The organism is Paraburkholderia dinghuensis (genome assembly GCF_003837865.1).
Lineage (GTDB): Bacteria > Pseudomonadota > Gammaproteobacteria > Burkholderiales > Burkholderiaceae > Paraburkholderia > Paraburkholderia dinghuensis.
Genome location: NZ_RQIS01000002.1, coordinates 308,790 through 326,607, shown reverse-complemented (window position 1 = coordinate 326,607; position 17,818 = coordinate 308,790). Strand labels below are relative to the sequence as shown.

Sequence of the window (17,818 nt, the reverse complement as noted above, 5' to 3'; positions counted from 1 at the left end):
CTTATTGGCTCAGCTCCCTGTGCAAGGACCGGCGACGCCCCTTGACAAGGGGGTCGCCTTCTTCGTCGCGGTATTCGCGCCTGATTTCGTTCTTGTCCATTCTCAAACGCCGGCGCCACTGGAACTGCTGCAACCTGACGTCCACGGCCGCAGGCACGAGTTGCGAAATGCTCATCATGGCCAGCAAACGCGCAAGCGACTGGCAAGTGACGCTCAGTTGCCCACCGAACGAGAGCGCAAACGAAGGTAGCAACTGCGCACACCACACCTTGAACGCATATGCGAATATGAATAGCAGTATAGAAAACTGCGCCAGCGTGATTGCGGTCTCCACCAACGTCTTCACCCCGAACAGGTTTTTAAGTCCCGACACCGGGTTCATGCGTTTAATGTCCGGCGCCGCACGCTTGAATGCGATCAGACCGCGGGTTTGCGCCACTTCGGGCACGACGATCGCGATCACGCTGACACCGAGTGTTGCGATCACGACCGGCAGCATCGCTGTGAGCGCGCTCACCACTTCGATGTAGCGCTCATCGAACGGTAGCGTTTGATCGATTCGCGTCACAGAATCCACCGCATGAACGCAGACCTGATACATGTGCGGTGCTTCGGTTACCAGAAAGAGCCACCAGAAGAGACCACTCACAGCGACAGTAATATGCGCGCTCTTCGCAATATCGCCGTCTTTGCGCGCGCGTCGTAGCCGGTGAGGAGTCGGGGCTTCAGTTTTGTCGCTCATCGTAATATCGCGCCGGCCAGGAAAATAGCGTTGAATCGTTCGAGCAGAACAGGCACGCAGAAAATAATCGTGAATGACAACACGATCGCCTTGACGGAGGGTGCGGTCATGAACGGATTGATCCGTTTCGCGTAGCGGGACATCAACCCCAGCGAAATATCAACAAGGAACATCAGGCCGATGAGCGGCATCGCCAGTTTTATGCCTTCAACGATTGACAGCGCCAGTCTGCTCTCCGCCAACTCCTGCATCACTCGCATGTAGTCGGGACGTGGCGCACCGGGCGGCCAGAGCGCCCATGCATCGGCGAAGAAGCCGTAGACGGCCTTCAGGCCCGTTCCGGTGAAAAACGTCAACGTGGCCAACCAGACGAAGAGCTTCTCGAAATGCGCTGCTTCGGTGCGGAAATTCGGATCGTAGGACGCGCCGACCATGTAACCACCTTGCTGGTCGATCAACGCACCGGCAGCGGCGGCCGCGTGGAATGTCACGCTCAGCAAGAGGCCAAGCGTCAGGCCGATCAACACCTCAACCCCGATCGCAATGACCGGATTGTCCGGCCAGCCTGCTTGATGCGGCAACACGGCAAGCATCAAGGTCAACGGCAACCGCAACGCTATGCCTAGCGATTCTGTGCCCGCAAAGGGAATCAGCGATAGTGCTACGACCGGCCGGATGCTACAAAACGCCAACCCCTCGATATATCCGATGTAGTCGTCCATCATTTCACGCGTCCCGTTGCGATGTATGAAAACGCCTGATCGAGAAAATGGGACACCTCGGTCTTGCCCCACGGCACCGCGATCATCAACGTAAACGCGACAGCGATGATCTTCACGCTATACGGAAGAGCCTGATCCTGAATTTGCGTAATGGATTGCACGAGACCAATCAGCAGACCGACCGCTGTGGCGACCACGAGCGTGGGCAGCGAAAGCCAGAACACGAGCAACAACGCATCGCTCGCCAGCGAGTGTAGTGACGGACTCCAGTTCATCTTGCGTAGCTGACTATGAGACCGTGCATCAGTTTTGAAATACCCGACACGGACACGAGCACAAAGAGCTTCAACGGTGTCGATACCATCGTGGGCGACAGCATCACCATGCCCATCGCCATCAAGATATTGGCGACGACGAGGTCGATGACGAGAAACGCCATATAAAGCAGAAAGCCAGCTTCGAATCCGCTCGAGATCTCACTGATCATAAACGCCGGAATCAAAACCGAAAAATCGGTTTCCTGTACATCGTGTTCAGGATTCAGGCGCTTTGCGGCCGTCACCATAAACGCACGCTCGGCGGGTCGTGAATGTTGGAACATGAAATCACCGAGCGGCCCCCTCACTCCCCGATAGAGGTCAGCGACGGCGGGCATCTCACCGCGTTCGATGCTCTCGTTGATAGCCGGATCGGCGCCGATTTTCTCCAGTGTCGGCGCCATCACAACCAGCGTTGCCGCGAGCGCCAGCGCCGAAAGCGCCATGTTGCCCGGCGCCTGCTGCACGCCGACCGCTGAACGCAGTAATGTCAACACGATGCTGATCTTGGTGAACGATGTGGTCATCGTGACGATCAGCGGCAGCAGCCCAAGGAAGAAAAAAAGGACGATGAACTGAAGATTGACGACCTGATCTCTCATGATGACTCTTGTGTCTCCGTCATATGCGCCAGATCGACAATGCGTACACCTAGCGCGTCATCAATGTCGATCAGTTCGCCGCGGGCGAACGGAACGCCCTGGCACAGCAACAAGACCGAATTTCTGCGCACCGGCAACTGCAACGACACGATCGAACCCGTACGCAGACGAGTCAACTCATCGAGTGTCAGCGACAGTGTGCCAATCACCGCGTCAACCGGGAACGTCAGGGCGCCGGCGGGAACCAGTTCGCTTGTCATCTCGGCGGATTCCGTGTTTTCGTCGATCATCGGAACATCTATCAACATGTATTCCCCTGCAGGTTTGAGCAAAATACGGCGCGCTCCATGACAGAGCGGCAGACGCAAGAACAGCGACGAGCGATCGAGAAGCAGCGCATCACCGCGCCTCATCCCGCGCAGGCGCCGCAGCGTCAGCGAGGGGCCTGCCTTGCACACTGGCACGGGCACCAGCAGCCGGCGCGATAGACGGGCCATGTCATTCACGGGAGCAGGCTGGCGTTCCAGCCATTGATCGATTGCTTCGCTGTCCAGTGCGAAGTGCGCTGCTCGATGGGTCCGCGCGTGCGTGAGGACGAGACCATGTGCCCCAGGCGGTGGCGCCACATCGAACGACGTGCTACTCACGTCGAGCGTGAATCCGAACACGCCTTCGAGTGCGTCCAGCCAGTCCTCGAAGGCTTGCATGATCAACACATGAGCACTGGCTCCGGCCTGCGTCAATGATTGCCGGGCCAGTTCGGGAAAAAGCGCCTGCGCGTCGCAGTCGAGAGTCAGCATCGCGCCCCCCGCTTGCCCATGAAGCCGCAGTGGATAACTCGCACGACACGGCTCGAATTGCAGCGTGAACATCTGCTTGCCGACGCTGACCGGATAGGCCACGCCAAAATGCAGCGCGGCGACGTTTTGCCGCCGCGCGTGCTCAAGCGAGATCCGCCTGATGTCTCGCCACGGACTCATTTTCCCTCTCCGTCTTCCAGTCCGTTATTCGGCTCCGCAAGCAAGGCGATCACGTCGCGCAAACCGCTGTCGACCAGATCAAACTGCCTCGCCGATTCGCCATCGATGTAGCGGTACTCATCGAGCAGCGTCTTGATTGCGTCTCTCATGCCCTGTTCCAGCACCCGTAGTTGCGGCGTCAGACTGCCGTCGATCACGCCATGCTCGGTTTCGACGACAAGCGAATGTGGCGGCAAGCCCGCATCGGCCAGCACCGTGAAAACCGAGGCGTTCAGTTCCTGTTCAAGCGTGCGTATGCTGCGTTGTGTCTCGTCGTAATCGTCTGCCGACACGCGCACCGAGAGCACCTGTTGCGCACGTGACGCATCAAGGCATCGCCGCAGCTGGATCGGCAGCACTACGTCAGCGGGCAGTTCACCGACTATCCCGGCGACCATCTTCAGCACCATGTCGGCAAGCCGTTCTTCCAGACAACGCGACGCGAACGATACGGCTACCGGTTGCGCGACGAACTCGTACAGCGCGGCGCGACGGCCGGCCTCGTACCCTCTGCGCCACGCGCGGCGCTTCAGTGCACGCACGCGCTCCGCGAGGCGTGCGACCTCGCATTCGGCGTCCCGCGCGCGGAACGCTTCCATTTCCCGCAACCCTTCAAGCCCCTGAAGCTCCGTGGACGACACAAAACCATCAGACTCCACGCGCCACTCACCTCTTCGGCATATCAACATGCTTCACCTCGCGCAAGCGCGTACGCAGCATCGAGCAAGTCGCGGGCGGTTTCTACACGCATGTCGCACACGCCGACGTCCGCCATGCCCCGCACGACGGCGCGTGGTAGACGCAATTCCACCAATACGCGTAGCGCCGGGTCTTCAATCGTACGCAATGCCACCCTCAGACCGGCCGCGGTCATTTCCGCACGATCCAGGACATTTAGCGTCACGTTTTGATCCACATCCACCTGCTCTCCGCGCAAGTCGCGTTGAATCGCGTGCAGCAAGTGCGGTGCAATGCGAATCTCAAAGATTCGCTGCGCCCTCGCGCTGATAACCCTGCGCAATAACCGCGCGTGAGCGAGCGCCGCAGTCACACGCAATACCTTCGCGCATGCTGGGCGTGGCAATACGGCAAACGGCGGCATTGCTGGCGTCGTCTGCATTGCGGTCAGTTGCGGATAGCGCGCGAGCAGATCAGCGTTGGCGTCAACCTGTGCCCACTCCGTAAGCGCGCGTTCACCACGCGGCAGCCAACTGAAGTGCGCCCATTTCGACAAGGCGAGTATCGCGATGCGGGTCATGACGCGTCTTTTCCAGCTGAAGTGTCTGGCTTCTTGTCGGCTGGCTGCTTTTCGGCTGGCTGCCCTGCCATCTTCTTGATGTTTCTTCGCCGAAAGAATGTCGGTGCGAACGAGCGAACGCCCTTGCCCCACACCCACGCCGAAACAATCATCGCCGTCACGGCCAGAAATATCAGCGTCAACATAACGGCGCGGCGCGAATTGCCATCGGACGCGGCAATGCAAGCACTTCTGTTGCTGCCCGCAATGCCAGATTCGACATCAGGCGTGACCGGGACCAGCGTCAGATTAACGTGGTCGGGCGTCAGCCCTTCCACGCTGCCTGCCACCAGACCGCGAATCTTGTCCCTCATGTAGTCGAGGTTGTAGTCGCTGCGATAGCGAATCATTACCGACGCCGATGGCGCCGTGACCTGCTGCATTAGCGGATCGCGTTCGGGTTGAACTACGTGTACACGCGCAATGAGTACCCCGTCGATTTTTTCGAGCGTCTCCGATAGTTCCTCCGTCAATCCATACACATAGCGCACCTGGTCTTCCCCAGGATTCGAAATCAACCCCTGGCGGCTGAACAATTCGCCAAAATTCGCATGGCCGCCGTGAGGCAACGCGTATTCACGCGTAATTTCGGTTGCGGTGGTGACGTTATTACTATCTACAGAGATGCTCCATGTCTTGTCTGCGTTACGCTCCTTGACAGCATCTATACCGTGCTGGCTCAGAACGGCGGCGATCTGGTTTGCCTGGTCCTCGTCCAGGCTTTCGAACAGTGACGATTTGCAGCCGATGAGAAATAGCAGCGGCAGCAGGATCAGTGCGCGGCGCATTAATTCCTCTGTGTAAGCGTGGTCAATGCCTGACTAAATTGATTGGCGACGTTTTTCGCCAGCGTGGCGCTGAATTGCATGTCATCCAGGTCATATTGCAGCTGCAATAGATTGAGCAGTTTCGCCGTCGAGGACTGGCTTTTCGCGTGCGCTTTGAGATCGTCATCAATACGCTGGTCCTGAGCCTTTGAGATTTCTTCCGCACGCTCGAGGATCCAGATAAAAGGAGAATTGCCGGTATTGCCATACGTATTGGTGGGCGACTGAATCTGCCCCGAATCCGGAGCCAGGTCATGATGAAATGCATTCATCACCACGGGTTGCAGCTGCATTTATTTGCCTCTTCAATTTTGTTTGCATTCGAGGCGCCGTCAGTGCGGCGCCTCTATCATGAAATTACTTCAGGTTCGCGATCACACCCATACGCGTCTGATTGCGCTTCGACTCCATGTTGCTTTCTTTCGTCATTTCTTCCTGAAATGCGTTTTGAGCCTTTTGATCCTGAAGGTCCTGAGTGGTCTGCCCATTGCCCGCGCCGGCCGACGAGCCTGTGCCACCCATGTTTCCAGCGTAAGGAGAGTTCATTCCAGCGCCACCTACTTGCATATTAAATACTCCTGATTACATAAATAACGCGCGTTTTAGTTCACATCGACTTATTGCACGCCAGGCAACGCGCGCACATACCCGGCGGGCAAAACCTGTCTCGCTACTCAGTTACACTTCTTGTTGTTGTCACCATTCTGAGCGGAGAGCACATATGGCGTTCCATCGTCGTTGCGGACGATTGTCACCGTGCACCCCGATATGTTCGTAATCTTGCCCAGCGCCAGCTGTGCGCCTGCAAAATAACGCACACCCCGCGTATCAACGAGCCACGAGCCATGGTTCGAGCGTGCCAGATTCATGCCAATGGCTCCGAGGGGTGCTCGCACCGGACTGCTGTCCGCCACATGGCCTTCGAACCGAAGTTCGCGCAGACCGTTGATCGACGCGTAGGCAAGGCGCGCGACGCGTGCGTAATCCCACGATTCCGGCAGAAGATACCCTTCGTCAGCCGGGGGAATGACAGCGAACGTGCCCGGGACGCCTGCCTTGATCTGCGCGCCGCGGTAATACTTCGTCAGAAAGTCCGCGAGTTGTTCCTTCATCTGATCGACGACCACCACGCGCATCACCGATGCACACGTATCGCGGCGAACAATGGCCGCCAGCGAGGAGAGATCTGGCGAGGTTGACACATAGCCATCGTAGACGTACGCATGCGTTTTCGGGTCTTCATGGACTGTCACGAAACGGAACGCACCGTCGAGTTTCGGTGCCTCACGCCCGACATCGTGCGGGCCGTACGTTTGCCATATCACGCCTGCTCCGGCTGACACCAGCATTATCATCAGCGTGAACTTCACGCCGCGCGAAGCCAGCGCCCAACGTTTCGCCACATAGGCGAGGGGCGCATGCGCCAACAGCCACGCAAGCTCCGCCGAGCGCACCTCATCTGGGGTCAACGAGTCGGGTCCGCTGAACTGTATTTGCGCATCGCCCACCGTGAACGACGCCCCCTGCCTCACCACAGTTGTCTTGCCCGGTGCCAACGCGTGACCGAACACCCGCACGCCGACGTTGTGTGATGTCAGTCTCAGCAAATTGCCGCTCCGGCAAATGGTCGCGTGGTGCGCCACGATGCCCGTGTCGACAAGCACGATATTCGCGTCTGCATCGTTTCCGATCGTCATGTCATGACCGTCGGACAAGAGCACACTGGCCCCGGCGTGAATGCCGCCGGTCACGGTAATGATTCCACCGGTGCTCATCGGATTCGATCCTTCGTCGTGGATGAACCCGGCAACGAGCCTGTGGGAAGCGGAGGAAGCAAGTCGGTCGACCCCAGCGCGTACCGGGCAGACTGAATCATCGGTGTGGGTACGGTCGTACCGTCAATGCCGGATTGAGGTATCGACGGCGTAACGCCCGATGGCAAAGGCTCCACGCCAACGGCCGTTCGCGCAGCCGGGGTCGTCATCGACTTGATACGGGGAGTGATCAGGATCAGCCGTTCACGACGCTGTGCCTGCTCCTCCTTATCGCTGAACAAGTAGCCAATGAACGGCAGATCCGACAGCACTGGCACCCCCGACGAAGAATTTGCGTTGCGCTCATACACATAACCGCCGACGAGCAGACTTTCTCCGTCCTTGATAACGGCTTGCGTCACGATGGAGTTGTGACTGACCTTCGGAATGCCGTCAACCGAATCGGACGAATCGAACGCTCCATCTTCGATTTGCACACTCAGCAGGATATTCCTCACGTCCCCCGGCACGGACTCCACAGTAGGTGTTACCTTTAACGTCAGCCCGGTGTCGACGTTATAAAGGTCGACATCCTGATTACCTGCTACCCGCACATAGATAGAATTTCGCGACGACAATACCGCTTCGGTGTTGTTCAACGTCAGCACTTGCGGCCGCGACAAAACGCGCGCTTTGCCGCTCTCTTCGAGAGCACGAATTTTTGCAAATAGAAAAGCTGTCGGGCTGCCGATCATCGTCGCAAGATTGGCACCCGACAATATCGCTGATGTGGCCGCGTTCTGCGCAGACGACAATGCGCCCGTAATGGCGGTAGCCGCGCCCCATCCTCCGCTCGCCGTTCCGCTCAGGTGTATGCCCAGCTCCGTCGCAGCATCCGTCGACACATCAATGACTGCCGCTGTAATTTCGACGAGATCCTGCGGTTTATCGAGCAGCGCGATCGTACGCTCGTAGTTCGGCATCATTGACGGCACGTCATAGATCACAACGGAATTCGTGCGTGCATCGGCGACGATATTGCGTCGCATTGACGCGGCAACGGTGTTAATCACGCCGGCGTCCGGCAACGGTGTATCGATCACCGGCGCGCTATCGGCCAAACCCAGGCCGCGCAGGCTCGGTAGCGGCAGCATCCCGCCGCGATCCTCCCGGCGCTGGCTGCGCACCTTCATCGATGTTTCCGGGCTGGGTACTGAAACTGGAACATCCGCCATGAGCTTGCGCAACAGCGATGCCACTCCGGGCACGATCTGCTGCCGGTTTCCCGAGTTGTAAGTGATGTCCTGTGCCTGAGCGTAGCGAAGCGGAAAGACGCGGATCGCCATCTCGCTGACAACTGGGCTGACGACAATCTGCGCCTGTGCCTGCGCAACGGCATCGGCAATCGCATCGACGTACCCGGATGGACCGGTTACTACAGCCGTCGTCTCCGAATAGCGAACCGGCAGGTGACTGTCGTCGAGACCAAGATTGGACAATAGACTGACCACATCTGAGCGCGTCATGGGCGCAAACGGAATAGTCCGGTTTCGGATATCGCTCGTGCGAGAAACGTGAATGACATGCCCGTCGAAATACCAGCTAAGCCCGTAGGCTTCGATCAATCTGGCGAACACGCGTTCTGGCAATTCGTTGAATTCGCCGTTGACCGGCTCCTTTACCCCGGGCGAGATTTTTACCTGAAGCCCGCCCGCACTCACCACCTCTCTCAAAACGTCGGGTAAAGGTGTATCGCGTGCGAAGTAATGCATCGTTTCCGCGCGCCAGACCGGCTGGACAGCATTGCCCATTGAAGCGTTCAGCACGATTCCAGCAACTACGACCCGGCGAATTCCTACGGCAGCGCGATAACGCCTGACACATATTTTTTCAACTTTCGCGCGCTCGCTTCGTCGCGTCATGAACATATGAATTTCCACAAGTGAGCCCTGCGTATGATGTGACGAGACTCTATCGTGGTCGTTGTTTGCTGCGGTCATACGCAGATACCACCGAAGCAGATCTACGCCGTAGAGCATTACAGGAATCTAAATTACTTTGGATGCCAATGTTTCGAACAATGTCCTGCAATATCAACTCGGATCTTCTCAAGCTCAGACAGCGATCGGTTCGCCTCAACGGTATCGCTACGTGCCTTAGACTGGAAGAGATTTATTGGTCGATCATCGAGCAACTCGCTCGTGAAGAATCGCTAACTGTAGGAAAATTAATTTCACGATGGGCGATGGAAATGGATCTCGCGCACGAATCCATATGGAACTTTACGGGCTACGTGCGCGTAGTCTGTGTTGTTCAAATGATCAAGCGCATGGATTCATCTCATCAGATAGATCTTGCCTAGAACGTGTTAGCCAATTTCGGCCAAGCCACTTATCGCGTTATCCGCATTTTTTCGGCCGACTCTCATTGCAGTCCACATGCGAAGGTGGTCCGCTGACGCTGACCGATGCGAAGAATGGCTTCGTGCTGTTGTTGCGCCGCTGCGTGGTCGAACGCAGCGGCGGCTGACTCAATCCCTTCGGGCGACTGGCACGCGAATACCAGTCGCTTACCCGAATCCTTTGGCGGCCTTCATTTCGTCTCCTTCTCCGTGCTTATGCTCGTTCACACTGTGTCAATTGTGCAAAGTTCCCAACACGCGCGAATACTCCGTCGTTACCTGAAGCGTATGGCGATTTGTAATGCTTGACTTTGATCGTTACGTATTCACGAATCTGGAGGTTCCAATGTAAATATTTGTATTTCCATTCCTACACAACGGGCATTGTTGTCCACATTGAAAAATTGTTTTTCGTCCAGGAATTAAATATGTCGAACAATATTTCGAACATGAGTGCCATGCAGTCATTCAGCGCTGCCAGTGCTAGTCACATGTCTTCGTCTGGTCATTCGCCCGCAGCCAGTCAAGGCCAGTCGGCTCCGATGTTCCCGCCTGATTCTGCCTCGAATGGCCCTGGCGGGGCTGGCGGAGGTGACGGCCCTGGCGGAGCTGGCGGCGCTGGCGACCAGGGCTCGCAATCAGCGCAAAACATGATCCAGGATCTGATGAAGCTCCTCCAGGATGTGATGAGCAGCATGGGTAACTCCAACGGCATGTCAGGCGGCATGATGGGCTAACGCGTATTACTCGCCGTTGAAACGTCCGCCGCATCAAATGTATGGGAGAAGTCACCCGTATCTGGAATTGCGGCGGCCGGCGAAACGAGTCAGGTTGAAGCGTGTTCGGCTTTGTCGAAATACGCGCGTATGGCACCGTCGAGACGCAGTGATCGGATGATGTCGATGACGGGACTAAGGCCATCCTGAGACGCGGAACCAGAAACGGTGATATTCGCCGACTGTTCAGTCATTGCGATGTGAGCGTTGTTGCTTCACGAGCAGTCAACCCACGCCGCCGTTTGGCCCCGACGTGCGTAGCCCAGCAACGCTGCTAGCACCTGCACCGGTGGACGTGGGGATGCGGCGTAGAAATTGGACGCTGCCGGGCGCCAGCTGGCGCCCGGCGAGGGCGAGCGCAAACGCGGCGCGCCCATACCCGTGAGAGAGGGATTGATCCGATGCGCTTGTCTGCCAGTGCATTGGGGACTCTGTGGACGGACTTATCCATCAGCGCTTTGACCGGCTGGAAAGATGGTAATGGGTGGTAGCCAAGCCGGTCCACCTGACGACCTGGCACGTCGCCGGACGAGAGTAACCGGCTCGAATTCCTTCTCTCTAAATTTTTATCGAAGGTTTGCCTTGAAACGACCAAGCACTTCTACTCAAGAACAATGCACGAACGGCAACACCAGATCGTGGGCCACGGACGACGAACTGGAATTCCTGGACCACCTCGCTGCCGGACAAAACGCAGCGGATAGGCTTCACGGCTACATCCGCGCACTGCATCGGCGAACCGACTTCGGCGTGCTTGACTCCGGCGCGATCCTGAGCCACGCCAAGCGGCTGCTGCGCGAGGTCGAGCGCGTAGCAGGCTGATTCGCACCGCACCTACGTAGCCAACCATGGAAACTCCACGTCCCCCAGTCTTTACGTTCACGAAGTCCCTGTTCGCCGCGCTGATCGAACACGTATCGGTAAGCGAACTCGCCACAGCGCTGCGCGAGTTACCTCGATCGACGTGCGCCCGTCTCCTGCGCCTCGTGGTGGAAGGCGACGCCGAGCATGTCGGCCATATCGTCATCCACGCTTACAACCAGGTAATCGTCGCGAAAGAAAAAGCTGTTGCGCGTCGTGGAGGTGGAACAGTGGCGCACCGAAACGACCAACGCCACAGAGCCGCGTCACCGTACGGTTCGCGTCGGCGTGGGCGATTGAGTGTGGCTGTCGATGTGACCACGCTCGCGAATGATGCGCTGACCGCGCGTGCGGCCAGCGCAGCGCAAAACCTGTCGATGCACAACGCGACCGACGGTCGCGCGTGATTTGAGGCACGTACAGCGCGCGAAACGTGCCGCGCGGAGCTGGCGAAGATTTGCCAGAAGGTGTCGGTGTTCAGGAAACGGCACGCCGGATGTCGGTTCCACTCACACTCAAGACGCTGGCGAACTGCGCAGCGGCGAGATCGTTGACTTTGCGTTGAGCGAGCGAATGATGAGGAGTCTGGTCATACAGGCGTTATTTCGCGCCGTGTCGAGCCGGTACCCGAAGCCGGATCTGATCCATTACGCCAACCGCGGCTCGCAATAGTGCGCCCACGCATTTCAGAAACTCATCGGCCAGTTCGGCATGCGGGCGTCGGTGAGCCATTGCAGCAACAGCTACGATAGCGCGCCGATCGAACCATTCCGAGGTTCACTCGCGAGCGAACTGTTCTATCGACAGCGTTTCACTGCGCGAGAACAGTCGAGACGCTCCATCAATTTATCCACCCGAATGTTCGATAGCCGGCAGCGAATTAAGGCGCATCTGGACTACCTGTCGCCTGCCGCGGTTACGCCGCTATTCTGTCTGGATCGTAACGCTTCTTGACGCGTGACCGCCAATAACTCCGACCTCACTATCGAACCTGCAAGGTTCTGATGTAAGGATTTTCCATCCGTGTTTCGAACCCACAATCGCAGTACCCGGTAACATTAGCGCTGTGGGCCACGTTTCACACTGCCGCGACGATTGCGCGAGCGAAACCTATCTCGTCGAATGACGTCCCGACGTTACCAGGCTTACTGCTTCTCCAGAAGCCGTCTGCCAGTTGCGGCTCTGCGCATCCGTCGGCTTATTGGCAAAACGCCCCGCAACATTGGCGTTATGGCTCGCTTCAAAGATATCCGGGCGACACACGTAAAAGTCGCTATTAATTCCTCGGATGACGTAGTCTCCCGGATCAACCCGCACAAGCCCCGCGAGTGTGTGAATGGCAAGCGTCCCCGACGGAGCTACGACGGCCGGAGTCAGACTGTCTTTGGTCCACTCGATAATCGCTTGATTGCTCTCGTCGCTTCCGTCAGTGAGGACAGCCTGAATGACCATCGGTTTCAAGCGGTACAGCTGAGGGACGAACTGACTGAAATTTTCCATAGCCGAAACTCCTTTATTCAGGTGTGTTTCAAAATGTTTACTGACGCTTATCCAGGCGTCATTAACACAGGTCATCAACGAAACGCGAACGGATAGCGGCAGCAGCCAGAGAAAGCAAAGCACGCCACTTTTAGCCCTGCGGCGCTAGCGGTACGCCGGCACCTGCGTTCCGGACGGCGGCTGGTCGGACGGCGGCTGAGGCACCGTTCGCGTGTGACCGGTCGGCGCAACCTGCGAAGCGGCGTTTGCGACACCTTGGCGCGAGAAGGTCAACTCGACGCGCCGGTTGGGCGCGAGGCAGTCGATGAGCGCGTGGCGCTCGCGTTCGCCGCATTGGACCACCGGATTCGCTTTGCCATGCCCGGCGGCGTTCATCGGAACAGTGGCTCCCTGGTTGCGCAGATATGAAACGACCGTATCCGCGCGACGCTGCGACAGAGCCATGTTGTACCGTTCGCCGCCGATGCGATCGGTGTAGCCGTCGGCATGGATCGCCGTCACGTCGAGGTCCGCGCCGAGATCGCGCGCCAGCTCGTTCAGTTGGGTACGGCCTTGCGGCAACATGCCTGCGACGTCGCCGCGGTCGAATTCAAACAGCGTATTGGAGGGCAACGCGACCTTCGGCGGCAGCGCCCGAGGCGGCGGCAACGGTCGCGGCGGCGGGGGTGCGCATGCGCTCAGCGTGTGCGGCAGCGTCGCGATCTGCTGTTCGATAGCTGCAACGCGCCGCTGGCTCGCGTCGAAAGCGCGTGTCCACGCTTCGTGTCCCGCGTGGATCAGGCCGACTTCGGCGCACGCGACGACCTGCTGCGCTTGAGGACAGTCCGGCCACCCCGCCGATGACTTCGCCGACATCAACTGCTGCCAAAGATCCGGACGCAGCAGCGACGCGGTACGCAGCTTCGGATTCTCCGCCGATGGTTGCGCGTGACTTTCGAGCGCACCCGTGAGCAGATCGGCCTGGCGCGTGGCCTCTTCGACGAAGCCCCAGCCGTCGTGCAGCGCGCGCTCTTCGCTCGCCGCATTGATCCAGCACTGCGCTTTCGCGCCGAAGTAGCCACCCCGTTCGCGCGGGCCGAGCGAATGCAGGCGTATCCGCACGTCGTCGGGCGTCGAGGTGCGTGCGGTGCGCCCATACTGCTCGATCCACTCGTCGGTGACGGCGCCGGCCTGCGTGCTCTGCTCCGTATGGAATCCGTCGGCTAGCACCGTGGGGTCCTGAATCTGTAACGCGTCGCGCGCCGCTTGCGACGCGCATCCGGCGACCGCTAGCGCCACGGCGATCGCCATTAGGGAATATTTCATGTTTGTTGCCCGTGAAGGAGCCGCGCGGCCCGGTCATACAACAACGGGAGCTGTCGCTCTCGCCCTTTTGTCCATTCCCGGCCGCGCACGTTAGCCGCCGAACACAATGCCGATGCCGGCGCGAACGATGGTGCTGTTGCCGCCCGCCGACGAAACGCCGAGGTTGTAGTTGACGGTGCCCTTCTGGTTCCAGCGCGACAGGCCGATGCCCAGCGCCGCCTGGCCGCGGTAGGACGCGACGCCGGCGTTGAGTGTCGTGCGGCCGGGCAGGTACGGCGTGACGATGTTCAGCGCCGATGCTGCCGCGATCCCGCGCCGCGCACTGCGATCGACGTCGTCGATGCGCCCGTTCATGCCGCCCATCGCGTTGTTGAGCTGACCGACGTTGACGGCATCGGTGGACACCGTACCCGCTGCAACGTTGGTGATCTGCCGCTCATTGCCGGCGCTGCCCACCGACACCGTATCGTTGCGCGCCGCCACAGAATTCGCGCCGATTGCGACGGAATTCGAGCCGGTGGCGCTCGCCTGATCGCCGATTGCCGTGGATGCATTGCCGCTCGCGCTCGCGCCCCCGCCGACCGCGAGCGAACTGCTGCCGCTCGCGTTAGCGGCGCCGCTCGACGTATTCACCGCGAGGTACTTCGAGCCGGCGGACGCGACGTTCTGCACCGCCTGATCGAGGCTCGCGACCTGCTGGTTGGTGGCGTAGAGCTGGGCGCCGGTCACGGCGTCGGTGCTGGTGTCGCTCAGCGTGGCATCAGTGAGATTCGTCAGGCTGACCTTGCGGTTAGCGTCCACGCCGCCCAGCGTGACCTTGTCGTGCGCCGACGAATCGTACTGGACCGCGTTCGCAGCCGAGCCCGCGATCTGCGTCACCGTGGTCTGCAGATTCGTGATGGCCGTGGTGTTCTGCGTGACGCGGCCATCGAGATTCGTGATCGCGTCGCCGACGTTGTTGACCGTCGCGCCGCCGACCGAATAGGCGGGCGCACTCAGCGTGCCGTCCGGCTTGACCGCCGCACCGCCGCCGAGCGCCGAGGCCACGCTCGACGCGTTGGCGTAGAGTTGCGCGCCATTGATCGCGTCGCCGCTCATCGGCTTCACCTGCCCGGCCGCCACGCCGGTCAGCACGCGATCGCCCGCGCTGCCGGAAATATTCACGATACTGCCGCCCGTGTTTGCGCCGACCGTGATCGTGTGACTCACGGGGTCCTGCGCGACGAGGCCGATGCCCGATGTCGAAACCTGTTGCTGGAGCGACGACAGGCCGGAATCAAGCGTATCGAGCGCCCCGCCGACCGTATGTTGCGTACCGCCTTGCATGTGGTAAGTCGGCGAGATGATCGTGCCGTTGGCCGAGAGGTCGGCGCCGCCGCCGAGCGTCGAAGCAAGCGCGCGCAATTGAGCGGCGTTGACGGCGTCCGAGTCCGCCGACCCTGCCGTGAGATTCGAAATCTTCGTGCCGTTCGCGCCAGCGAGCGTCACCGACGATTTCGTCGCGTCGTCGTAGGCCACGAACGCGTTCGTCACGTTGCCACCGGTGTCGACCTGCAGGCCCGCCGTCCTCAGCTGGCCCACGTTCACCGCATCGCGGTCGGCCGTGCCTGCCGCCAGATTCGTGATGCGCGTGCCGCCGGAACCGCCGAGCGTCACCTGCGACCGGCTCGTATCGTCATAAGCGACAAACGCGTTCGTTACGTTGCCTCCTGTATCGACCTGAAGGCCAGCCGCCCGCAACTGGCCGACGTTCGCTGCGTCCGTGTCGGTCCAGCCCGCGGCCAGATTGACGATGCGCCGGGTATTGGCCTCATTGGTGATCGTGTAAGCCTTCCCCGAAGCGTCGTACGCCGTGTACGACGCGCCGCGGCTGCCCACCGACACCGTATTCGCCTGGTCCGCCACCGAGCCCGAGCCGAGCGCCACCGCGTCGCTCGCCGACGTATAAGCCTGCACGCCCACGGCCGTGCCCGCCGTGCCGGTGGTCAGCGCGTTGGAACCGATGGCGATGGAGCCGTTCGCGGTCGCACGCGCGACGTCGGAGGGCGGCGCCGTGCCCCGGTCGTCGCCGCGCCCGGCCACCTGCGAGTAGTACGCCGCCGTGTCGTACGTGACGTCGAGCCCGTCCGTGTTGACGTTCGGGCCGCGCTGCGGCTGCGCGCTCGACATCGACATGACCCGCGTCTGGTTCGCGCCGCCTCCCGGGGTCGAGGCATTGATCATGTCGTACACCTGGCCCACGTTCGCTGCATCGGTGTCCTGAATGCCGTTGGCGACGTTGCTGATCACCGTGCCTGCCGGCAGGTGTCCCGCTGCGCGGTTACCGTCGCGAAAGTAGACGCTGTCGCCGACGCCGGGATCCAGCGTGATGGTGGGCGATCCTGCGGCACTCGTGCCGGCGTCGTAGGTGACGGCACCGTTCATGATGCTGCCCGCGCTGTCGAAGTGAAACCCTGCCGACTTGAGTTGGGCCACGTTGAGCGCGTCGCTGTCCTCGATCCCCGCCGCTACGCCCTGGAGCCGGCGCGTGCCTGCCGTGCCGGTGAAGTCGACCGTCGTGCCGTCCGTAGCCGCAGCGACGGTGATCGCGCGCGTCGCCGGGTCCTGGCGGACGAGACCGATCGTGCCGTTGTCGATGTCGATCGCGAGGTTCTTGATCCGCGCGCCGTTGGCGTTCACCCCGTCGTCGAGCGCCGTAAGCGCGCTGCCCACGTCATGCTCCGTGAAGCCCTGCACCCGATAGCTGGGCGCCGCAATCGTGCCGTCCGCCACGATGCCTGCGTCGCCGCCAAGCAGCCCCGTCACCGCCCGCAACTGGCCGACGTTGACAGCATCGGTATCGCCGTGCCCAGCGGCCATGTTGACGATACGGCGCGTGTTGGCCTGATTCTGGATCGTATAGGCCTTGCCGCTCGCATCGTACGCAACGTACGAACCCGAACCGTCACTGCCGACCGACACGGTGTTCGCCTCATCCGCGACCGAACCCGCGCCGAGCGCCACCGAGTCCTTCGCACTCGCAAAGGACTGTACGCCGACCGCGACCGCCGCCCCGCCCGGCGTGAACGCGTTGGAGCCGATAGCGATCGAGCCGCTGCCGGCGGCGCGCGCCGCATCGGATGGTGGCGATGTCCCGGTGTCGTCCGCGAGGCCGGCGACTCTCGAATAATAGGCCGCGGTTTTGTACACCCTGTCCAGCCCGGATAGATCGACCCCGGATCCCGCGGGCAATGAGCCTGCCAACATCAGGTTTTGTGCAGCAAGGGCGCTGGCCGGCGCCATTTGATCGGCTGAATTGCTGACCAGCATGCTCGCCGTGCCCGCCGCGGACTCGTCCGCGTACGCCGACAGGGCAAGGCCGCCCACGCCGACTACCGCCAACGTCTTCACGATCGTCGCGATGCCGGGCCCACCGCCCCGCCTCCCCTTGACGCTCTCCGGCGCCGCCACCCATGTTGCCGATGACGCGTTCCAGACAGATCGATAAGCCTTGTTCATACAGATTCCCTGTGCGTAGACGTTTTCTTGAACGAATGCACTGTATCGAGGCGTCACCACTACCCTGATTCAGTTAGCTATCCATAATTAATAAGAAACTGGCCGATGTGCGGCGGCTCTACATCGCCGGGTCCATGCGTTACCTTCGTTTCGACCAGTACCGCAAAAGTACTCAACTGGATGACCATGGGTGTGGT

At 60.1% G+C, this 17,818-nt stretch carries 19 protein-coding genes and 1 pseudogene; 5 read left to right on the top strand and 15 right to left on the bottom strand.

The annotated features are described in order from the left end of the window. Position 1 precedes the first annotated feature (1 nt). The 12 genes from D1Y85_RS04345 to sctC all read right to left on the bottom strand — a co-directional run bounded on the left by D1Y85_RS04345 (position 2) and on the right by sctC (position 9,280). Complete coding sequence (locus D1Y85_RS04345) at positions 2–742, bottom strand: EscU/YscU/HrcU family type III secretion system export apparatus switch protein (RefSeq protein WP_124149798.1); 741 nt, start codon at positions 740–742, stop codon at positions 2–4. Continuing rightward, the gene (locus tag D1Y85_RS04340; RefSeq protein ID WP_246024770.1) at positions 739–1,467 is read right to left on the bottom strand and encodes an EscT/YscT/HrcT family type III secretion system export apparatus protein; all 729 of its coding nucleotides are present in this window, start codon (positions 1,465–1,467) and stop codon (positions 739–741) included. Before D1Y85_RS04340 ends, D1Y85_RS04345 begins: the two co-directional genes overlap by 4 nt. Beyond that, entirely contained in the window at positions 1,464–1,739 is a 276-nt protein-coding gene (gene sctS, locus D1Y85_RS04335) for a type III secretion system export apparatus subunit SctS (protein WP_124149797.1), read from the bottom strand. The genes D1Y85_RS04340 and sctS overlap by 4 nt, the downstream gene beginning before the upstream one ends. Beyond that, positions 1,736–2,383, bottom strand: coding sequence for an EscR/YscR/HrcR family type III secretion system export apparatus protein (locus tag D1Y85_RS04330; RefSeq protein ID WP_124149796.1), 648 nt, complete (start codon positions 2,381–2,383; stop codon positions 1,736–1,738). The genes sctS and D1Y85_RS04330 overlap by 4 nt, the downstream gene beginning before the upstream one ends. Continuing rightward, positions 2,380–3,285 carry a FliM/FliN family flagellar motor switch protein gene (locus D1Y85_RS04325; protein WP_246024769.1) on the bottom strand — a complete coding sequence of 302 codons (906 nt, stop codon included), beginning with the start codon at positions 3,283–3,285 and terminating at the stop codon, positions 2,380–2,382. Before D1Y85_RS04325 ends, D1Y85_RS04330 begins: the two co-directional genes overlap by 4 nt. Before the next feature lie 74 nt (positions 3,286–3,359). Further along, positions 3,360–4,001: a FliH/SctL family protein gene (locus D1Y85_RS04320; RefSeq protein ID WP_221410263.1), complete on the bottom strand. Its 642-nt coding sequence runs from the start codon at positions 3,999–4,001 to the stop codon at positions 3,360–3,362. 83 nt (positions 4,002–4,084) lie between these two features. After that, on the bottom strand, positions 4,085–4,660 hold the full coding sequence (locus D1Y85_RS27290) for a hypothetical protein (RefSeq protein WP_221410262.1): 576 nt from the start codon (positions 4,658–4,660) through the stop codon (positions 4,085–4,087). After that, positions 4,657–5,487 carry a type III secretion system inner membrane ring lipoprotein SctJ gene (gene sctJ / locus D1Y85_RS04310; protein ID WP_124149792.1) on the bottom strand — a complete coding sequence of 277 codons (831 nt, stop codon included), beginning with the start codon at positions 5,485–5,487 and terminating at the stop codon, positions 4,657–4,659. Before sctJ ends, D1Y85_RS27290 begins: the two co-directional genes overlap by 4 nt. Next, positions 5,487–5,819, bottom strand: coding sequence for a hypothetical protein (locus D1Y85_RS04305; protein ID WP_124149791.1), 333 nt, complete (start codon positions 5,817–5,819; stop codon positions 5,487–5,489). Before D1Y85_RS04305 ends, sctJ begins: the two co-directional genes overlap by 1 nt. Before the next feature lie 64 nt (positions 5,820–5,883). Then, positions 5,884–6,072 (bottom strand): hypothetical protein, encoded by a 189-nt coding sequence (locus D1Y85_RS04300; RefSeq protein ID WP_124149790.1) that lies wholly within the window; start codon positions 6,070–6,072, stop codon positions 5,884–5,886. Positions 6,073–6,200: 128 nt separating this feature from the next. Continuing rightward, the gene (locus D1Y85_RS04295) at positions 6,201–7,301 is read right to left on the bottom strand and encodes an FHA domain-containing protein (protein WP_124149789.1); all 1,101 of its coding nucleotides are present in this window, start codon (positions 7,299–7,301) and stop codon (positions 6,201–6,203) included. Further along, positions 7,298–9,280 carry a type III secretion system outer membrane ring subunit SctC gene (gene sctC, locus D1Y85_RS04290; RefSeq protein ID WP_246024768.1) on the bottom strand — a complete coding sequence of 661 codons (1,983 nt, stop codon included), beginning with the start codon at positions 9,278–9,280 and terminating at the stop codon, positions 7,298–7,300. The genes D1Y85_RS04295 and sctC overlap by 4 nt, the downstream gene beginning before the upstream one ends. 62 nt (positions 9,281–9,342) lie before the next feature. On the opposite strand from sctC, the gene D1Y85_RS04285 reads away from it, so the two are divergent. The 5 genes and pseudogenes from D1Y85_RS04285 (at position 9,343) to D1Y85_RS04270 (ending at position 11,725) form a co-directional block, all read left to right on the top strand. Next, entirely contained in the window at positions 9,343–9,642 is a 300-nt protein-coding gene (locus D1Y85_RS04285; RefSeq protein ID WP_124149870.1) for a ribbon-helix-helix domain-containing protein, read from the top strand. Positions 9,643–9,734: 92 nt separating this feature from the next. Further along, a pseudogene (locus D1Y85_RS27435) lies at positions 9,735–9,990 on the top strand (hypothetical protein); the annotation flags it as partial. Next, positions 9,987–10,418, top strand: a complete 432-nt coding sequence (locus D1Y85_RS04280; RefSeq protein ID WP_124149787.1) for a hypothetical protein — start codon at positions 9,987–9,989, stop codon at positions 10,416–10,418. The pseudogene D1Y85_RS27435 and the gene D1Y85_RS04280, both read left to right, overlap by 4 nt. A 621-nt stretch (positions 10,419–11,039) precedes the next feature. After that, positions 11,040–11,279 carry a hypothetical protein gene (locus D1Y85_RS04275; protein ID WP_124149786.1) on the top strand — a complete coding sequence of 80 codons (240 nt, stop codon included), beginning with the start codon at positions 11,040–11,042 and terminating at the stop codon, positions 11,277–11,279. A gap of 26 nt (positions 11,280–11,305) precedes the next feature. Further along, complete coding sequence (locus D1Y85_RS04270; RefSeq protein ID WP_124149785.1) at positions 11,306–11,725, top strand: hypothetical protein; 420 nt, start codon at positions 11,306–11,308, stop codon at positions 11,723–11,725. 703 nt (positions 11,726–12,428) lie between these two features. Here the strand turns inward: D1Y85_RS04270 and D1Y85_RS04265 are convergent. From D1Y85_RS04265 to D1Y85_RS04255, 3 genes are all read right to left on the bottom strand, one after another. After that, on the bottom strand, positions 12,429–12,818 hold the full coding sequence (locus tag D1Y85_RS04265) for a hypothetical protein (RefSeq protein WP_124149784.1): 390 nt from the start codon (positions 12,816–12,818) through the stop codon (positions 12,429–12,431). Between the two features lie 144 nt (positions 12,819–12,962). Beyond that, positions 12,963–14,123: an OmpA family protein gene (locus D1Y85_RS04260; protein WP_124149783.1), complete on the bottom strand. Its 1,161-nt coding sequence runs from the start codon at positions 14,121–14,123 to the stop codon at positions 12,963–12,965. A gap of 90 nt (positions 14,124–14,213) precedes the next feature. Beyond that, positions 14,214–17,621, bottom strand: a complete 3,408-nt coding sequence (locus D1Y85_RS04255; RefSeq protein WP_124149782.1) for a YadA-like family protein — start codon at positions 17,619–17,621, stop codon at positions 14,214–14,216. Positions 17,622–17,818 lie beyond the last annotated feature (197 nt).

What these genes read in the sequence shown, in the direction of transcription:
- D1Y85_RS04285 (WP_124149870.1), top strand. Translation starts at nt 9,343, where the DNA reads ATGCCAATGTTTCGAACAATGTCCTGCAATATCAACTCGGATCTTCTC.
- D1Y85_RS04340 (WP_246024770.1), bottom strand. Translation starts at nt 1,467, where the DNA reads ATGATGGACGACTACATCGGATATATCGAGGGGTTGGCGTTTTGTAGC.
- sctJ (WP_124149792.1), bottom strand. Translation starts at nt 5,487, where the DNA reads ATGCGCCGCGCACTGATCCTGCTGCCGCTGCTATTTCTCATCGGCTGC.
- sctC (WP_246024768.1), bottom strand. Translation starts at nt 9,280, where the DNA reads ATGACCGCAGCAAACAACGACCACGATAGAGTCTCGTCACATCATACG.
- D1Y85_RS04305 (WP_124149791.1), bottom strand. Translation starts at nt 5,819, where the DNA reads ATGCAGCTGCAACCCGTGGTGATGAATGCATTTCATCATGACCTGGCT.
- D1Y85_RS04265 (WP_124149784.1), bottom strand. Translation starts at nt 12,818, where the DNA reads ATGGAAAATTTCAGTCAGTTCGTCCCTCAGCTGTACCGCTTGAAACCG.
- D1Y85_RS04295 (WP_124149789.1), bottom strand. Translation starts at nt 7,301, where the DNA reads ATGAGCACCGGTGGAATCATTACCGTGACCGGCGGCATTCACGCCGGG.
- D1Y85_RS04320 (WP_221410263.1), bottom strand. Translation starts at nt 4,001, where the DNA reads ATGGAAGCGTTCCGCGCGCGGGACGCCGAATGCGAGGTCGCACGCCTC.
- D1Y85_RS04330 (WP_124149796.1), bottom strand. Translation starts at nt 2,383, where the DNA reads ATGAGAGATCAGGTCGTCAATCTTCAGTTCATCGTCCTTTTTTTCTTC.
- D1Y85_RS04255 (WP_124149782.1), bottom strand. Translation starts at nt 17,621, where the DNA reads ATGAACAAGGCTTATCGATCTGTCTGGAACGCGTCATCGGCAACATGG.
- D1Y85_RS04345 (WP_124149798.1), bottom strand. Translation starts at nt 742, where the DNA reads ATGAGCGACAAAACTGAAGCCCCGACTCCTCACCGGCTACGACGCGCG.
- D1Y85_RS04300 (WP_124149790.1), bottom strand. Translation starts at nt 6,072, where the DNA reads ATGAACTCTCCTTACGCTGGAAACATGGGTGGCACAGGCTCGTCGGCC.
- sctS (WP_124149797.1), bottom strand. Translation starts at nt 1,739, where the DNA reads ATGAACTGGAGTCCGTCACTACACTCGCTGGCGAGCGATGCGTTGTTG.
- D1Y85_RS04260 (WP_124149783.1), bottom strand. Translation starts at nt 14,123, where the DNA reads ATGAAATATTCCCTAATGGCGATCGCCGTGGCGCTAGCGGTCGCCGGA.
- D1Y85_RS04270 (WP_124149785.1), top strand. Translation starts at nt 11,306, where the DNA reads ATGGAAACTCCACGTCCCCCAGTCTTTACGTTCACGAAGTCCCTGTTC.
- D1Y85_RS27290 (WP_221410262.1), bottom strand. Translation starts at nt 4,660, where the DNA reads ATGACCCGCATCGCGATACTCGCCTTGTCGAAATGGGCGCACTTCAGT.